Here is a 16,973-nt window from a genome sequence, read left to right on the forward strand (position 1 = left end):
CTACCTGAGGGTGCACGTCGGCGCCGCTGCTCAGAAGCTGGCAGCCAGCGAAAACTGGAAGCGTCGTCCCGGCATCGCGGACACCGGCAGGTCGGCTAGCGTGTCGCCGTTGCGGGCGCGAAAGTATTGCTCGTCGAACAGATTGAAGGCGTCCAGGCGCAGCTGCCAGACGCGGCGGTCCCATTGCAGACCGGCGTTGAGCACCACGGCCTGCGGCAGGCGGATCAGGCGCAGGCGGCCGGCGTAGACGCTGGAAAAATAGTTGCCGCTGAGACTCGCGCCCAGACCGTTGTCGAGACGCGCCTGCAGGGTCATGCCGAGCTGGGTGTTGGGATTGCCTTGCTTTTCGCGATAGGCATTGAGATTCGGTGGCAGCTGCACGAAGGCGCGGCCGCCGAACAGGAAGGCTTCGGCGGGATACACCACGGCGCCGGTGGCGGGATCACGCACATCCTCGAAACCCAGGCTGCGTGCGTCGATCAGAATCGAGCCGCCGCGATTTGGCGCATACACGGTCTTCTGCACCAGGCCGTAGAGCGAGGTGAAGAAGTTGCGTGCCGGCACCCATTTGATCTCGGTTTCCCAGCCACGCGTGATGGTGGAGGAAACCTCGGCAGTGATGGTGGGATCATCCGGCACATGCACATTGATGCGGCGCTGTTCGTAGGCCGCGCTGCTGATGAACAGGCGCCGGTCCAGCAGCATGCCCTTGATGCCCACCTCGCTCAGTCGCGACTGGCCGATGTGTCCGGCCTGAATCACCGGATTGGGCAGGCGGTTGGCGTTGTTGTCGAGCGTCAGGCTGGCCTGCGCGATCGTGACATAGGGGCGCAGATCGTAGGGCAGATGCGGCGACACGCTCAGCGACCAGGACGCGCCCTGATCCCAGCCATGCACTGCACTGTTGCCCTGTGCCGGCATGCCGGGCGCCGCCGAGGTGCCGCCCACTGCGACGGTGTCGGCATATTCGATATTGCGCGCCAGCGAAACATCCTGACGAGCGCCGAGCATCACATCGAGCGATCGCAGCAGCTCGGCGTCGAACATCAGGCCCGCGCCGATCTCCAGCAGGCGGGTGCGGCCATGATCGGTGACCGGCGCGCCGTCCTTGTCGATATCGGAATTGACCAGGCAGTTGGTGAAGGTGCTGTTCGGTGTCATGCCGCCGCGCGCGTCCACCCAGGTGGCTGCCATGGCGTCGCTGCGGTGGGTGCTGAAATCGCCGAAGCACTGCCTGGAAGGCGAGTCGGTGTAACGCACATTGAGCGCGCCCAGGGTATTGAGGCGCAGCCAGGAGGGCAGCGCCTGCGCGCGGTGGGTCAGGGTCAGGCGGTCTTCGACCACCCAGGGACTCTGGTCGGTGCCGAAGGGCTGTTCGGAAATCTTGTACTGATCCATGCCGTCGAAGAACAGCTGGTTCTTCACGGTGAAATCCGGATCGTGATCGTCGATCAGGTCGATGAAGGCGGTGAACAGATCGGCGTGCAGATCACGTTCGAAGGCGGCGAAGCGGCGGCGGTCGAGATGGTCGAAGCCCACGGTGGCGGGATCCAGCACGAAGCCCACCGGCAGATAGCCGCTGGCGGGCAGCGGACCGCCCACGCCTTGCGCGCGCAGCGCACCGGTGGGATCGGCCTGCGGATGCGTCTGCAGATAGTCGTACATCGCCTGCGGAATGCCGGCCACGCGCGGAAAGTCGCGCAGCGGCAGCGGCTGCCCCTGGGCATCCAGCGGCCAGTTCCAGCGCTGCATCAGCGCCTGGTTGTAGGTGCTCAGCGCGCCGCGCGCCGGCGAGGCGGTGTTGTATTCCAGATAGCCGATGCTGCCGTTGCCGTTGAGATCCAGATTCACCAGCGGCACGCCGCGGATGTAGCGGCCGTGATCGGCCAGGTCCTGTGTGAAGCGGCCGATCAGCGCGCCGGCGCTGCGCGAGCTTTGCGCGCTGAAGCCGGTTTCCAGACGCACATGGCCCAGGACATCATCCAGGCTGATGGTGGCCTGCGCGAGCTTGGCATCGAGCGGCACGCCGCGCGCATAGCTTTCGGAGTTCAGCATCATCGCGAACAGCTGATAGCCGCCATGCAGGTCCAGCAGGCTCAGCGGGCCCTGCACATTGGCGCTGAGTTCGCTGCGCTCGTAGCTGCCGACCACCGCGCGCATGCGCAGGCGCGAGCTGTCCAGATAGCGGCCGTCGGCGGCCCGCCCCGAGCGCGGCATGACATTGGTGTAGCCGCCGATCTTGCCCATGCCGTAAATCGGCGAGGGCGGCCCGCGCACCACCTCGATGGAATCCAGCGCCGACAGCACGGTGGGCGTGTGGCCCTGCAGGTTGAGCCGCTTCATGCCGCGAAAGAAGGTGTCCGCCGGCACATTGCGCACGTCCACGCCGCCCTGGATGCCGAAGCGCGTCGGTGTATAGGTGCCGGGCACCACGCGCACCAGATCCTCCACGGCGGAGAGCCCGAACAGATCGATGCTCTCGTCGCTGATGAAGCTCACCGAACGCGGCGTCTCCAGCAGTGATTTGTTGAAGCCGAAGGCGGAGCGGCTGAGTTCGGCGGGCAGCACCCGGCTGGGGTCCTCCACCACCGTGATATCGCTCAGCTCCATGCGCCCGGTCTGAAGTGCCGGTGGTGTGTAGGCCGGCGGCAGCACGGGCGAGGGCCGTGTGATGCCCGGTGCCTGGGGCGGTTCGCTGCCGGGACGCTGGATGGCGACGGTGCGGCCGTCGAGCAGACGCCAGCGCAGACCGGTGCCGGCCAGCAGACGGTTGAGCACCTCGGCGGGCGGCATGGCGCCCACGGTTTCCGGTGTCGGGCGCTGTCGCGGCAGATCGGCGCCGTAGATCAGCTGCAGGCCGCTTTGCTCGCTGAAGCGGTCGAGCGCATCGGCCAGCGTGCCGCCGGGAATCCGGAAATAGGGATTGAGCGTGTCGGCTTCAACCTGCGCACAGGCCGTCGGCGGATGGCCGCCGCCGGCCGCCAGCAGCGCCGCCAGCAGCAGGCGCAGCGGGCGGCGGCGCCAGCGGCTGAATTCAGATTCGAACGGCTCGATCATCGACATTGCGATCACGCCGGCCTGTTTGCGCGGAATATGGCCATGCAACAGCGCGCAGGGCTGTTACCGGTCTGGATGCGCGCGGCGTCCGCCCTCCCGCGATGACAGTTTGCAGATGCCGGTGCCGCGCACGCGCGCCGGCACGGCTTCAGCCATCCGGGTCATGTGCGTGACGCAGGAACAGCACGAGTTCGCCGCCGCTTTCGACCACGCGCAGCGGCAGAACCTCGGCGAAGGCGGCGGCGATGGCCGCGCCATCGCCGGGAATGAAGTTGCCGCTCACCGCCAGATCGGACAGCGCCGGATCGGCGATCACCAGGCGGGTCTTGGAGTAACGGTTGATTTCGGCCACCGCCTGCGCCAGCGGCGTGGCACGGAACACCAGGCGTCCGCGCGACCAGCTGGTGGCGACCTCGGCATCGATGTCCTGCTTGATCCAGTCGGCTTCGCCGCGCGCGGCGGCCAGAATCGCCTGGCCCGGGCGCAGCCGCGTGCTGCGCGCGATGCCTTGATCCAGGCGCTGATCCACTTTCACCGAACCTTCGCTCAACACCACGGACACCGCGTCGTCGGGCGCGATGTCCACCTGGAAGCGTGTGCCCAGGGCGGTGGTGACCAGACCCTTGGCATCGACGCTGAAGGGACGGTTGCGGTCGTGTGCCACCTCGAACAGCACGCGTCCGGACAACAGCTGCAGGCGCCGCTCGTGCGCGCCCAGTTGCACGCTCACGCGCGCGCCGGTGTCCAGGCTCAGTTGCGAGCCGTCTTCCAGCAGCACTTGGCGTACGCTGTCACCGGCGGCGTAAATCTGCGCGGCCGGTTCACCGCCGCTGCCCGGCATGGCGCCGTGCTGGCCCAGCAGCGTGAAGATCGCCAGCACTGCAGCCAGCCCGCCGCCGATCACCCAGCGCGGCCTGAATCGCGGCAGGGGACGCGCCGCCGTGCTGCCGGCAGCGGTGCCCATGGCATAGGCCTCGTCCGCCATCGCACTCAGGCGCGGGTCCAGGCGCGTGAGTTCGCGCAGACCATCCGAGACCAGCATGGCCGCCGCGAAGGCGTCGGCGTGAGCCGGATCGTCCTGCAGCCAGCGCTGCAGCTGCTCGCGCTCGGATTCGGAAAAATCGGGTGCGCAGGCGCGAGCCGACCACTGCGCGGCCTCCTCCATCAGCTTTTCGATATTTTTGTTCTCCATTGGCCTCAGGACGTGTCGGCGTCGGCTCCCCCTACCTTCTTCAGACAAACGGCGAGTGCATGGCTGATGTGCTTCTCCACCATTTTCACCGATATGCCGCAGTGCCGCGCGATCTGCGGATAGGTCATGCCGCGTGCGCGGCTGAGCAGAAACACCTGCCGGCACTTGGGCGGCAGGTCCTCGACCGCGCGCAGCAGCACCGCCAGATCCTGCTGGCCCGACACCTGCCGCTCCGGCGAGGGCACATCGGAAACCAGCTCCACGTCATCGATGGGGCACTGGTCGGAAGCACGGCGCACCTGCTCGGCACGCTCCAGATCATTGGCGACGTTGATGGCGATACGAAACAGCAGCGAGGACGGCGAATGAATCTCGCGCGAGCCCTCGTACTGCATCATGCGGATATAGGCTTCCTGCGCGACGTCGTAAGCGTCTTCGCTGCGACGCAGACGCTGGCGGAGAAACTGCAGCAGCGAATGATGGTAGCGGCGGATCAGTGCCGGCACCGAGACTGCGTCGCGCGACGGCGCCAGCCGCAGCCCGTCGGAGAGAATCTCTTCAGTCGTCGCGCTCATGAGCATCCCAAAATTGACCAGCCCGCAATGAACTTGCGGTGCCCCCGATGGTCATGACACTGCAAGCACTGTGCCGTTTGTGAAAGGACGGTGAAAGTAAGCGCTGCAGGGCAAAAATGCGGCGGCGGAGGCCCGGCCGGGCCTGGGTCCGAATTGCGCCCAGTAGTCAGGACGTTGCCGCGGCATTACCCCCTACCTGTACGGAAATCTTCTGCACTTGCTTTCGGTGCACTCATTCACGGTCGCGCCCTTGTATGGCGCGCACGCGCGGGGCTGATTCGGTGCGTGGATGCTGGCGCGCAGCGCGTTCTGTCAGGGGCGCCCCGACACGATGAAGACTCAAGCGATGTCAGCGGGCGTGACAGCCGTCCGGCACCGGGCGCCGCGGGCAAAAACAAAGGCGCAGCGCGCTGGGCGCTGCGCCTTCGCGATGAACGCAGCCAGGTTCCTGGTGCAGCGCGCGCAACGGAGCCTCAGGTGATGGCCGCAGGCCTTTCGTGCAGATCAAGGCGCGAATCGGAGGCGTAGCGGGCACTCCGGCGACGATGAGCAACGCAGAGCTGCGCGAAGAGCCTGCGGCCAGGACTAGCGGTCTGTGGTGCGCGTTGCGCTAGGGCTTGAGCGGGCCGAAATCCGCAGGCGCGCGGCGATGATGCGTGGCGCCCTCATAGGCCGAGGCGATGCGCAGCAGCAGCGGCTCGTCGAAGGGCCGCGCGAGAAAATCCACGCCCACCGGCAGCTGCACCGCCAGCGGGCCGAGCAGGCGCGTGCCACCTTCGGCGCTGGCATCGGGCACGCGGTCATAGATCTCGCGGGTGAAGCCGGCCGGCACGCTGATCGCCGGGAAACCATTGGCGCCGAGCAGCGTCCAGGCCAGGGCCGAGCGGCCGTTCTTGTTGGGCTCGGTGGGTGCGCCGAGCTTGGGCGCCGGAATATTGCCGGTGGGATAGACCAGGGCATCGAGCTTCTGCTCGGCCATGCATTGCAGCACGATCTGCTGCAGGGCGAAGCGCTGCTGCAGACGGTTGGAGAGGTCCAGACTCTTGTCCTTGAACTTCTCCTCCAGTGTCTTTTTTTTGTCGGAAAAGCCTGAGCCTTCGCGCACATCACTGAAGAAGCGTGACTTCGCGATCAGGTCTTCGGTGTTGCGGATATTGGCATCACCGCGCTGCGCCAGATACTGATCGAGCACGAAGCGGCCTTCACCGACCGTGCGATCCGCCCCCAGGCCGCGCACGCTCATGCCGGCCTCATCGGGAAACGCGGCCTGGCCGCTGTGCATGGCCAGCAGCAGCGGAATGTGGTCGGCTCCGGCCGGGAACTGTTTGGGCAGCTGCCTGATCAGGCCGGCGGAATAGGCCGAGGGCACCAGATGTGCGACGCAACTCTGGAACAGCGCGCCGCCGGGGCCGGGGTCCACGAGCGTGGCGCCGAGCTTCTTCAGGTCTTCGCCGGCGCGCTCCACCAGCGCAATGCTGTCGAGATCGGCCTGCGTGAACAGCTTCGGGTCCATGTATTCACGCAGCACGCCGATGCGCAGGCCATCGAGGCGGCCGCTGCCGACGTAGCCGCTGTAAGGCTGCGGAGGCAGACGACCGACCGCGAACGCGGTCAGCTCGTCCTTGGCATCGTAGCCGGCAATCACGTCCAGCACCGTGGCCACGTCCTTCACCGAGCGGCACAGCGGCGCGACACGATCATTCATCGCGCTCGCGCGGATCATGCCGGCACGGCTCACCAGCTCCTGCGTGGCGGCCAGGGCCACGGCATTGTTGTTCTTGGCCGGATTGCGGCCGGAAGGGCCGGATTCCTCGGCGATCGAACACACCGCCAGGCTCGCGGCCACCGAAGCGCCGGAGCCACCGCTGCTGCGGCCGGGGCTGCGCTCGGTGTCATAGGGATTGCAGCTCACGCCGCCGAAGCTGCTGCGATCACCGCCGGCATACTCGCCCATGTTGGCCTTGCCGATGATGATGGCGCCGGCCTTGCGCAGCCGCGCCACGAACTCGGCGTCGTGCGGCGGACGGTCATTGGCATAGGGGGCATCGGCGCCCGAGGTGGTGCGCAGATCGGCGGTGTCGTACTGATCCTTGATCGAGATCGGCACACCATGCAGCGGTCCCGCCAGCTTGCCGCTGTGCGCAAACCCGGCGTCCAGCGCGCGGGCCGTCTCCAGGGCGTCAGGCAGTGCCGGATCGTCGTCCGCGCTGTCGGTGAGACTGCGCGCCTTGTGCGGATCAAAGCCCCATTCCGCCAGCGCCGCCGGGCGCAGGTTCAGCGAGGTATAGGCATTGATCTGTCCGGCATGGGCAATGGTCTCCACCGGCCCCAGCACACCCTGCGGCTGCTTCACGCAGACGCCGTCATAGGCCTTGATGCGGCGCAGATGCTGCTCCAGCACTTCCGTGGCCGTGGTCTTGTGCGTGCGGATCGCGTTCTGGATCGCGCTAATGCTGGTTTCCTCCACGGCGAAGGGCGCGGCCTGCGCCGGCAGCGCGGCGATGCAGAGCAGAGCGGGGCAGAGCAGACGCAGGTGCTTGATCATGGCAGGGGCGAGGGCAGCGGGTGGGCAGCGCTGGCGGCTGTGTTGACGGTGGCGCCGGCAGGCTTGAGGCGGCCCAGCAGCAGATACATGGCGGGCACCACGAACAGGGTCAGCGCGCCGCCGAAGATCAGCCCGCCGATCACCGCGATGCCCATCGACACGCGGCTTTCCGAACCGGCGCCCAGAGCCAGGGCGATGGGCAGGATGCCGAGAATCATCGCCAGCGTGGTCATCAGGATCGGACGCAGACGTGCGCAGGCCGCTTCCAGCACCGCCTGACGCAGGGTGGCCGCGCCGGCGCGCAGACGCTGGTTGGCGAACTCCACGATCAGGATGCCGTTCTTGGTGATCAGACCGATCAGCATGATCAGACCGATCTGCGAAAAGATGTTGAGGGTCTGATTGAAGTACCACAGCGCCAGCAGTGCGCCGGCCAGGGCCAGGGGCACGGTGAGCAGAATCACCAGAGGGTCGATGAAGCTCTCGAACTGCGCGGCCAGCACCAGATAGATCAGCACGATGGCCAGTGCAAACACCCAGCCCAGGGCCGAGGAGCTTTGCACGAAGTCGCGCGCCGCGCCGGTGAGGCTGGTGATGAAGCGCGCATCCAGGGTCTCACGTGCAATCGCCTCGAAGGCACGGATGCCTTCCAGCATGGTGTGGCCCTCGGCCAGGGTGCCGGAGACGGTGGCGGCGTTGTAGCGGTTGTAGCGATACAGTTCCGGCGGTGAACTGCTCTCTTTGAGCGAGACCAGATTGTCCAGACGCAGCAGGCGCGCGCCGTCGCGGCTGAGCACGGCGATGTTGCCCAGATCATTGGGCCGCGAGCGGAAGTCGCGCGTGAACTGGCCGATCACGTCGTACTGCTTGCCGTCGAGGATGAAGTAACCGTAGCGCTGCCCGGACAGCGAGGCCTGCAGGGTCTGTGCAATCTCCTGCGCGCTCACGCCCATGGTCTGCGCCTTGTCGCGATCCAGGGTCACGCGCACTTCCGGCTTGCTGAACTTCAGATCCGAATCCACGAAGCTGAACACCGGGCTCTTGCGCGCCTCCTCCAGAAAATGCGGCAGCACCTCTTCCAGATCCTTGAGTTCCGGGCCGCCGATCACGAAACGCACGCCGCTCTCCGTGGCGCGACGCTCGCCGATGCTGGCTTCCTGCGTGATGTTGACGCGTGCTCCGGTGTACTGGCGCTGCAGCGCGCGCAGATCGTCGGCGATCTGGCCCTGGCTGCGCTGACGCGCTTCCTTGTCCTTGAGAAACACGCGCACGAAACCATTGTTGACCGGCCCCTGGATGCCGGGGCCGCCACCGGCGCCGGGCACCTGCGTCATCATCAGATGCGCCTCCGGCACGCGCTCGGCGGTGGCCTGCGTGATGCGGTCCATGAACTCCTGCATGTATTCATAGCTCGCGCCTTCGGGACCGGTGGCGCGCACCCAGATGCGGCCGCGATCCTCCATGGGCGAGAGTTCGCGCGGCAGGCTGGCCAGCAGCAGCGCGATCAGTGCCCCGGCGCCGGCCAGCACGCCCAGCGCCAGGCCGCGGCGATCCACGAAGCGGCCGATGGCGCGCGCATAAGCCTGTTCCAGCGCCGCGAACAAGGGCTCGGTGCGCTGGAACAGCCAGCCGTGTCCGGCATGCGGTCTGAGCAGATGCGCGCAGAGCATGGGCGTGAGCGTGAGCGCCACCACGGCGGAGATCAGCACCGCACCGGCGATGGTCACGCCGAACTCGCGGAACAGACGCCCGGCCAGGCCACCCATCAGCAGCAGCGGCATGAACACCACGGCCAGGGTGATGGTGGTGGAAATCACCGCCACGAAAATCTCGCGCGTGCCGGCGATGCCGGCCGCCATCGGCGCCATGCCGTTTTCGATCTTGGCGTAGATGTTTTCCAGCACCACGATGGCATCGTCCACCACCAGGCCGATGGCCAGCACGATGCCCAGCAGGGTCAGCACATTGATGGTGAAGCCGGCGAGCTGCATGATCGCAAAGGCGCCGATGATGGACACCGGAATCGCCAGGATCGGAATCAGCGTGGTGCGCCATTCGCGCAGGAAGGCGAACACCACCAGCGCCACCAGCATGAAGGCGATGAAGATGGTTTCCGTCACTTCCAGCAGCGAGCGGCGCACGTACTCGGTGTTGTCGTAGGCGATGTCCACCTTGATGTCGGGCGGAATCTCGTGCGCGATGGCCTTGAGCCGCGCGCGCAGGGCATCGACGATCTCGATCTGGTTGGCGCCCGGCTGCTGCTTGAAGTACAGGCCGGCGATGGGTTTGTCGCCCATCTTCAGCGCGCCGCGCTCGTTCTGCGCGCCCAGTTCGGCATAACCGATGTCGCGCAGACGCACGATGCGGTCGCCCTCGCGCTTGACCACCAGGGCGTTGAACTCCTCGGCGGTGTTGAGCCGTGACAGGGTCTTCACCGGCAGCTCCACGCTCTCGCCCTCGACGCGGCCGGAAGGCAGCTCGACGTTTTCGCGTGCCAGGGCCTGGCGCACTTCCAGCGGCGAGATGCCATAGGCCAGCAGCTTCTCGGGGTCCAGCCACAGGCGCATGGCGTAGCGCTTCTCCGCCGGCTGATCGACGCTGGCGATCCCGGGTACGGTCTGCAGGCGTTCCTTCAGTGAATTGGCGTAAGCGCCCAACTCCAGCTGCGTGCGCGTGGGGCTGCTCAGCGCCAGTCCGAAGATCGGCGAGGAGTCGGCGTCGGCCTTGTTGAGTACGGGCGGATTGATGTCCGGCGGCAGATTGCGCACCGCGCGGCTGAGCTGATCGCGGACATCGCTGGCGGCGGTTTCCAGATTGGTGTCGAGAGAGAACTCGGCATTGATCTGGCTGGCGCCCTCGCGGCTCACCGAGGTGAGATTGACGATGCCGGCCACGGTGTTCACCGCCTCTTCGATGGGCTCGGTGATCTGCGCCTGCACCACTTCGGCGGCTGCGCCCGGATAACTGGTGGTGATGGAGATGGAAGGCGGATCCACCGCCGGATACTCGCGCACGCCCAGCTCGGCGATGCTCAGCGCGCCGGCCAGGGTGATCAGCACCGACAGCACGATGGTGAGCACCGGGCGGCGGATGCTCAGCTCGGCGAGGCCGTGACTGAGGCTGCTCATGGCGCGCTCGGCGTCGGCGCCGTGGCGCCGGCAGCATGGCGGGCGCGCTTGCCGCCGCCCTCATCGGTGCTCACCGCCTGACCATCCTTGAGTTGCTGCAGGCCGGAGGTGATCACCGTGTCGCCGGCATTGAGGCCCGAGAGAATCAGCACCTGGGTGGCGGTGCGCGTGCCGGTGTCCACCGCCCGGCGCTCGGCCTTGCCCTGATGACCGAGCACGTACACGTTCTTCTTTTCCAGTCCCGGAATCACCGCCGCCGCCGGCACCAGCAGGGCATCGCCGATTTCATCCAGCACCAGCTCCACGCTGGCAAAAGCGCCGGGCAGCAGCTGGCCCTTGGGGTTGGCGCAGACCGCGCGGATCAGCACCGTGCGCGTGGCGGCGTCGATGCGCGGGTCCACGGCATAGATGCGGCCCTGATGCCGGCCCGGCGTGCCGGCCACGCTGAACTGCACGGCGGCACCGCTGCGGATGCGCGAGGCATATTGCTCGGGCACCGAGAAGTCGATCTTGAGCTTGTCCAGACGCTGCAGCGTGGCCACACGCGTGGCGGCGTTCACATAACTGCCTTCGCTCACATAGCGCAGGCCCACCACGCCATCGAAGGGGGCGCGGATCTCGGTGCGCGCGATCTGCGCCTCGGCCAGATCGATCTCGGCTTTCTGCACCGCGACCTCGGCGCGCACATTGTCGTATTCCTCCGGCGAGACCAGGCCGCGATCCACCAGCGGCGCCACGCGCTGCTCGCGGGACTGTGCCAGCACCAGACGCTGGCGAGCGCGCTCGCGGGTGGCCTGCAACTCGGCGTCGTTGAGCTTGAGCAGCAGCGCGCCCTTGCGCACCGGCGTGCCTTCCGCAAAGTTGATGCGCACCACCTTGCCGCTGGTTTCGGCCTGCAGTTCCACGGCCTCTTCGGCGATCAGCGTGCCGGTGGAACTCAGGGTCTCGGTGAAGCGGGTGGGCTGCAGCTTGAGCGTGGATACCTTCAGCGGCCTGCCTTCGCCCTTGCCGCTCTTGCCCTCTCTGCTCTTGCCGCCGCCGTCCTGGCCGGCGCTGGCGGCGTTGCTCTCGCCGCCTTTGCCTTGCGCGTGCAGCAGCGGCAGCAGCTTGGGTACGGCCAGCAAGGCCAGCAGCAACACGAAGGCGGTGATCCAGGAAATCTTGCGCATGCGAAAAAAGGCTCAGGGCGAAGCAGGCAAGGGCGGCACACTGGCCGGCGCGCGGCGGTAATGCGTGGCCTGCTCGTAGGCATAGGCATAGGCCAGGATGCGCGCCTCGTCCCAGGCGCGGCCCAGAATCTGCAGGCCGGCGGGCAGGCCTTCACCCAGATAGCCGTTGGGCACCGACAGCGCCGGCCACTGCAGGGTGCTGCCGACGAAAGTAAGGCTGCTGCCCAGCGCGGTGGGGCCGGCCTGCGTGCCGGTCCGCGGCTCGGCCACCATCAACTGCGTGTTGCGATCGCCGTTGATCGCCGGCAGCTGCGCCCAGGTGGGAAACACCAGGGCATCGACCTTGGCGGCGTCCATCGCACGCGTGAAGGCCTCGCGATAGGCCTGTTCGGTTTTCAGGCCCTCGATGGTTTCCGGATCTTCCTTGACCGGTCTGGCGGCGGCGGCCTGATCGAAGCCGGCCTGATGCAGGGGATGCAGCAGCCTGGATTCGGCGATGGCCTGCACCGAAGGATAGGGAATGCCGGGATGCCGGGCGATGAACTGCGTCAGATCATCCTTGAAGCGCGCGGCGGTCTGCGGCGCGCGCGGCAGCGTGTCCAGTTCCGGCACCTGGAAGTCTTCCACCAGCACCGCTCCGGCGGCGCGCAGCTCCGCCAGGGTGCGCTGGAAATTGGCCAGCACGCGCGGATCGGTCTTGTCGGGCGTGAACACCTGCCGCAGCACCCCCAGGCGCGCGCCCTTGAGCGCATCGGCTTTCAGCCCCTTCGTATAGCTCGCCGCGATATGACCCTGCGCACGCGCGGTGGCGGGGTCTTGCGCATCGACGCCGGCCAGCACGTCGAGCAGCAAGGCTGCCTCATACACGCTGCGTGCCATCGGCCCGGCGGTGTCGCGCACGCTGTTGAGCGGCACCATGCCGCTGCGCGAGACCAGGCCCACGGTGGGACGCAGCCCCACCAGCGCGTTATGCGCTGCCGGCATGCGCACGCTGCCGCCGGTATCGGTGCCGATGCCGAGGATGGCGAAGCTCGATGCCAGACCCGCGCCGGTGCCGCCGGAAGAACCGCCGGTGGCGTAGGCGGTGTTGTAGGGATTGCGCGCGAAGCCCGCGACCACCGAGTTGATGTTGTCACCGCCGCCGCGCGCGAATTCGGAGAGCGAAGCCTTGGCGATGATGATGGCGCCGGCGGCGCGCAGCTTGCGCACCAGCGTCGCATCGCTGGCGGGATAGAAATTCTTCCAGCCCTGGAAGCCGGAACTCATCGGCAGGCCCAGGACATCGATGTTGTCCTTCACCAGCACCGGAATGCCGTGCAGCGGCCCGCTGAGCCTGCCGCTGCGCTTGAGCTGCGCGTCCAGCGCCGCGGCTTCCTCCAGGGCCTGGCCATTGACCGTGACCAGGGCGTTGATCAGCGGACCCTGCTTGTCATAGGCCGTGATGCGCGCCAGATGCGCGCGGGTGACTTCCACGGCCGTGGTCTTGCCGCTCAGATACGCGGCCTGCACGGCAGCGACACTGGTTTCCTCCACGGGAAACGCGGCGCGGGCGCTGGCGCTGAGCAGGATCGCGGCTGCCAGACACAGCCAGTTCGCCAATCGCGGGGTTCTCATGAAGGCCGGGAGCAGGGGTACAGTCAGTCAGACGGCCTGCGGGCCGCGCCCCCCCACCTCGCAGGCCACGGTCGGGGCCGCCGGCTGCGGCACGTCTGAGCAGGCATCGCCATCACCGGTGCCGCTCATGAACCGCTCTTTTCTCCGCTTCCTGTCCGGCGCCGGCCTGCTGGCGACGGCTGCCGCGCACAGCGCCATCGCCGCGCCGCCGTTTGCGGTGGAGGAGGCCGGCATCGCGCAGATTCAGGCGGCGGTGGCCGGCGGCACGCTCAGCTATGCGCAGCTCACGCAGGCTTATCTCGAACGCATCGCAGCCTACGAGGACGGCGGCCCGCGCCTGAATGCCATCCTCACGCTCAACCCCAAGGCGCAGGCCGAGGCAGCGGCCCTGGATGCGGAGCGCAAGCGCAAGGGCGCACGCGGACCGCTGCACGGCATTCCGGTGCTGCTCAAGGACAACATCGACACTGCGGATATGCCCACCAGCAATGGCTCGGCGATTCTGCGCAACGCGATTCCGCCGGATGATGCCTACATCACCCGCGCGCTGCGCGAAGCCGGCGCGGTGATTCTGGGCAAGGCGGCGATGGGTGAATTCGCCGGCGGCAGCTATAACTCGGTGGGCGGGCAGACCCTCAATCCCTACAACTTCAAGCGCCACACCGGCGGCAGCAGCAGCGGCTCGGGCGCAGCGCTGGCGGCCAACTTCACGGTGCTGGCGGTGGGCACCGACACCAGCACCTCGGTGCGCGGTCCTTCTGCCTACAACGGCGTGGTCGGCATCCGCCCGACCACGGGCCTGATCTCGCGGGATGGCATCGCGCCGAAGAATCTCAACTTCGATTCGGCAGGCCCGATGGCGCGCAGCGTCAGCGACGCCGCGGCTCTGCTCAGCGTGATTGCGGGCGAAGACGGCGGTGCCGATCCGCTCAATGCCAGCGTGTGGCAGGAAATGGCCAGGCGCTATCCGGTGAAAAGCGGCCACATCGACTGGACGAAGTATCTGCAGGCCGGTGCACTCAAGGGCAGGAAGCTGGGCGTGATCCGCGACTTCTTTGGCGGCGATCCGCAGATCGATGCGCTGGCCGAGCAGGCCCTGGCGCAGATGCGCAAGCTCGGCGCCAGCACCGTGGACATTCATCTGGATGCGGCGTTTCTGGAGAAGTACGTGGGCGAGGGCAATCGCAACATCCGGCGCCTGTCGGATTATCGTTTCCGCCAGGACTGGGAGGCTTATCTGGCCAAGTTCGCCGATCCCACGCTGCCCAAGACCGTGGCGCAGATGGTGGAGATTTACGAAAAGGAGGTGATGAAGTCGCCGCTGCCGGTGGAAGACAGCGTGATGCGTCTGCTCAAGGCCTCGCTCACGACCTCGCCGGAGGCGCCCGAGTATCGCGAGTTCATCGAAAAGACACTGCCGCAGGCCACGCAGGACAAGCTTGCGCTGTTCAGCCGTTATGGTGTCGATGCGCTGGTGTTTCCGTACTTCGCCAGCTTCGCGCCGCCGATCAGGAATCCGGCCTACAGCATCGACGATCCCAGCTTCGTGAAATCGGAGGTGCCACAGCCGGCGACGCTGGCTGGCTACAGTTCGGTGGGTTTCCCGTCGGTGGTGGTGCCCATGGGCTTCGGCAGTCAGGGTTTGCCGATGGACATTGGGTTTCTGGGCAAACCTTATGAAGAGGGACAGTTGATCGGTTTTGCCTATGCCTACGAGCAGGCCACGAAGTGGCGCAAGCCTTCGCCGCTGCTGCCGCCGTTGAAGCGCTGAAGCTGAGGCGCGGGCCGTGTTGACTCTTGTCGATGCCGGGCCATAACTGTACGGCGGGTTACGGCGCTTCGCGCCTAATCCGCCCTACGGTGCCGATTTGAGGCAGTGGTGCCCAGCGCGCTTCGGTTCACTCGCGTGTGCGGAACCTGCTGTGGCAGTTCTTGCAGGTTTCGCTGAGCCTGGCGAACTGTTGCTTCACCGCCGCCAGATCATCGCCGGCCGCGATGCGCGCAAGTTCATTGGCCTCCTTGTTGAAGGCGCCCGCCAGCTGCGCGGCTTCGGCCTGCTGCTGGAAGAACTCGGGCTTGAGCCGGCTCGGCCTCCAGCCGGTGCCTTGATCCGTGCCGGGGCCATAGAGTGAACCCAGGCCCGCGTTGGCGGCTGCAGCAATCGCATTGGCGGCGGCGCTGACCTGATCCTTGTTGTAGCGCTCGGCAGCATCGAGCTGGGCCTTGATGCGGGCGGTGTTCCAGCCGATGAAGGCATATGCGGACTGCCGGTAGCGGATCTGGTCTTCGAGCGGACCGGCCAGCGAGGCGCTGCTCAGCAGCGCAGCGCAGAGCAGCAGACCGAGGGATTTTTTCATGGCGGGAATCCAGGGCTTCATCAGAGGAAAGAGATGCGTCGCTCACCAGGCCGGTGTGGCCACCGAGGCTTGCGGGGCAGGCGTACGAACCTGGCCCAGCTGCTGCACGAAATAGACGCTGGCCAGCGCCAGCAGCAGCGCCAGCAACAGACGCCAGGCGGGCGCGGCTGCGACCCGCTCGCGGTTCAGGCGCTTGCGCAGACTGAGCATGGCCAGCAGCAGACGATGCTGGAACAGCAGTTCGTAACAGGCGATGGCCAGCAGATGCAGCATGATCATCGCCAGCAACGCGGAGGACAGGCGCTGATGCCAGAGGCTCAAGGCATCGCTGTCGGCCTTGCTGAGCCAGGCGGCGAGCGGCCCGGCGAAGGCGATGTCGTCATTGGCACCCAGACCACTGAGCACCTGCGCGCCGAGCACAAAGAGCAGGCCCAGCACCGCCAGACCGGCCAGCGGGCTGTGGCCGACGCCTTGCCATTGCCCGGAGAAATAGCGGCGCAGCCGCGCGGGCGTGGGCCAGAAGCTGAGAAAGCGCGCGCTGCGCGTGCCGACCAGGCCCCAGAGCAGGCGAAAGCTCAGCAGCCCCAGAATCAACAGGCCGATGCGGCCGTGCCAGAGCGCATACGCGGCGCCGCCCCATTTGCCGCTGACGATGGCCGCCGTCACGCTCAGCAGCAGCAACCAGTGAAACAGTCGCAGCGGCAGATCCCACACGGTGCGCCGCGAGCCGGACCCCGGACTCATGGATCCGCGCTGAGCTTCTGCACCGCAGCCAGCGAGGCGGCGACATTTTCCGCCGCGCCCATGCCGCCGATCACCGAAGCGATGCGGCCCTGGCGATCGACAATGAAAGTCGTGCGCTCGGCAAAACCGTGGCCGATCTCGATGCCGCGCGTGTCCTTGCGTCCCGCCTGCGCCTCGCGAATGCTCAGCTCATAGCGCCGCGCGATGCGGCCATCGGCATCGGAGGCCACTGCCAGTTTGCCGGCGCAGTATTCGGGATCGGCGGAAAAATCATTCAGGCGTTCGATGCTGTCGAGCGACACGCCGATGACGCTGGCGCCGGCTGCCGCAAACTTGTCGAGGTTCACGGCAAAGCTGTGTGCCTGGACATTGCAGCCGCCGGTGTAGGCGGACGGATAGAAGTACACCACCACCGGGCCTTTCTTCAGCGCTTGCGCCAGCGAGTAATCGAAGGCCTCGCCGGCCATCGAGGCGCGTGCCTCGAACATCGGCGCGCTGGCGCCGACCGGCAAGGCGGCGAAGGCGGGCGCCGCAAGCAGCAGCGCGCAGAGCGTCAGGCAGTAGCGCCATGCGTTCATTGCGAATCACCCCT

The 16,973-nt window shown here is 67.0% G+C and carries 11 protein-coding genes; 1 reads left to right on the forward strand and 10 read right to left on the reverse strand.

Annotated elements, in window-relative coordinates; genetic code table 11:
• Positions 1–30: 30 nt before the first annotated feature.
• From BMY12_RS00775 to BMY12_RS00810, 7 genes are all read right to left on the reverse strand, one after another.
• Positions 31–3,063: a TonB-dependent receptor gene (locus BMY12_RS00775; protein WP_143068790.1), complete on the reverse strand. Its 3,033-nt coding sequence runs from the start codon at positions 3,061–3,063 to the stop codon at positions 31–33.
• Positions 3,064–3,205: 142 nt separating this feature from the next.
• Entirely contained in the window at positions 3,206–4,249 is a 1,044-nt protein-coding gene (locus BMY12_RS00780) for a FecR family protein (RefSeq protein WP_093280709.1), read from the reverse strand.
• A gap of 5 nt (positions 4,250–4,254) precedes the next feature.
• A complete protein-coding gene (locus BMY12_RS00785) occupies positions 4,255–4,824 on the reverse strand; it encodes an RNA polymerase sigma factor (protein WP_177188778.1) in 570 nt (189 codons plus the stop codon).
• A 610-nt stretch (positions 4,825–5,434) separates the two neighbouring features.
• Positions 5,435–7,369, reverse strand: a complete 1,935-nt coding sequence (locus BMY12_RS00795; protein ID WP_093280717.1) for an amidase — start codon at positions 7,367–7,369, stop codon at positions 5,435–5,437.
• Complete coding sequence (locus BMY12_RS00800; protein ID WP_093280719.1) at positions 7,366–10,497, reverse strand: efflux RND transporter permease subunit; 3,132 nt, start codon at positions 10,495–10,497, stop codon at positions 7,366–7,368. Before BMY12_RS00800 ends, BMY12_RS00795 begins: the two co-directional genes overlap by 4 nt.
• Positions 10,494–11,666 carry an efflux RND transporter periplasmic adaptor subunit gene (locus tag BMY12_RS00805; RefSeq protein ID WP_093280722.1) on the reverse strand — a complete coding sequence of 391 codons (1,173 nt, stop codon included), beginning with the start codon at positions 11,664–11,666 and terminating at the stop codon, positions 10,494–10,496. The genes BMY12_RS00800 and BMY12_RS00805 overlap by 4 nt, the downstream gene beginning before the upstream one ends.
• Before the next feature lie 12 nt (positions 11,667–11,678).
• Positions 11,679–13,265 carry an amidase family protein gene (locus BMY12_RS00810; protein ID WP_245732291.1) on the reverse strand — a complete coding sequence of 529 codons (1,587 nt, stop codon included), beginning with the start codon at positions 13,263–13,265 and terminating at the stop codon, positions 11,679–11,681.
• Between the two features lie 142 nt (positions 13,266–13,407).
• Between BMY12_RS00810 and BMY12_RS00815 the strand changes: the two genes are divergently transcribed.
• Complete coding sequence (locus BMY12_RS00815) at positions 13,408–15,051, forward strand: amidase family protein (protein WP_177188779.1); 1,644 nt, start codon at positions 13,408–13,410, stop codon at positions 15,049–15,051.
• A gap of 127 nt (positions 15,052–15,178) precedes the next feature.
• On the opposite strand, the gene BMY12_RS00820 is transcribed toward BMY12_RS00815, so the two are convergent.
• From BMY12_RS00820 to BMY12_RS00830, 3 genes are read right to left on the reverse strand one after another with little or no spacing between them, the layout of a single operon-like run.
• Positions 15,179–15,637: a cytochrome c gene (locus tag BMY12_RS00820; protein ID WP_093281612.1), complete on the reverse strand. Its 459-nt coding sequence runs from the start codon at positions 15,635–15,637 to the stop codon at positions 15,179–15,181.
• A gap of 42 nt (positions 15,638–15,679) precedes the next feature.
• Positions 15,680–16,381: a cytochrome b/b6 domain-containing protein gene (locus BMY12_RS00825; protein WP_093280730.1), complete on the reverse strand. Its 702-nt coding sequence runs from the start codon at positions 16,379–16,381 to the stop codon at positions 15,680–15,682.
• Positions 16,378–16,959, reverse strand: coding sequence for a peroxiredoxin (locus BMY12_RS00830; RefSeq protein WP_093280733.1), 582 nt, complete (start codon positions 16,957–16,959; stop codon positions 16,378–16,380). The genes BMY12_RS00825 and BMY12_RS00830 overlap by 4 nt, the downstream gene beginning before the upstream one ends.
• Positions 16,960–16,973: the final 14 nt, after the last annotated feature.

The organism is Solimonas aquatica, from assembly GCF_900111015.1.
GTDB classification, from domain to species: Bacteria; Pseudomonadota; Gammaproteobacteria; order Nevskiales; family Nevskiaceae; genus Solimonas; species Solimonas aquatica.

Bases quoted from the DNA above. Each gene is read 5' to 3' on its own strand.
- BMY12_RS00775 (WP_143068790.1), bottom strand. From the start codon at position 3,063: ATGTCGATGATCGAGCCGTTCGAATCTGAATTCAGCCGCTGGCGCCGC.
- BMY12_RS00780 (WP_093280709.1), bottom strand. From the start codon at position 4,249: ATGGAGAACAAAAATATCGAAAAGCTGATGGAGGAGGCCGCGCAGTGG.
- BMY12_RS00785 (WP_177188778.1), bottom strand. From the start codon at position 4,824: ATGAGCGCGACGACTGAAGAGATTCTCTCCGACGGGCTGCGGCTGGCG.
- BMY12_RS00795 (WP_093280717.1), bottom strand. From the start codon at position 7,369: ATGATCAAGCACCTGCGTCTGCTCTGCCCCGCTCTGCTCTGCATCGCC.
- BMY12_RS00800 (WP_093280719.1), bottom strand. From the start codon at position 10,497: ATGAGCAGCCTCAGTCACGGCCTCGCCGAGCTGAGCATCCGCCGCCCG.
- BMY12_RS00805 (WP_093280722.1), bottom strand. From the start codon at position 11,666: ATGCGCAAGATTTCCTGGATCACCGCCTTCGTGTTGCTGCTGGCCTTG.
- BMY12_RS00815 (WP_177188779.1), top strand. From the start codon at position 13,408: ATGAACCGCTCTTTTCTCCGCTTCCTGTCCGGCGCCGGCCTGCTGGCG.
- BMY12_RS00820 (WP_093281612.1), bottom strand. From the start codon at position 15,637: ATGAAAAAATCCCTCGGTCTGCTGCTCTGCGCTGCGCTGCTGAGCAGC.
- BMY12_RS00825 (WP_093280730.1), bottom strand. From the start codon at position 16,381: ATGAGTCCGGGGTCCGGCTCGCGGCGCACCGTGTGGGATCTGCCGCTG.
- BMY12_RS00830 (WP_093280733.1), bottom strand. From the start codon at position 16,959: ATGAACGCATGGCGCTACTGCCTGACGCTCTGCGCGCTGCTGCTTGCG.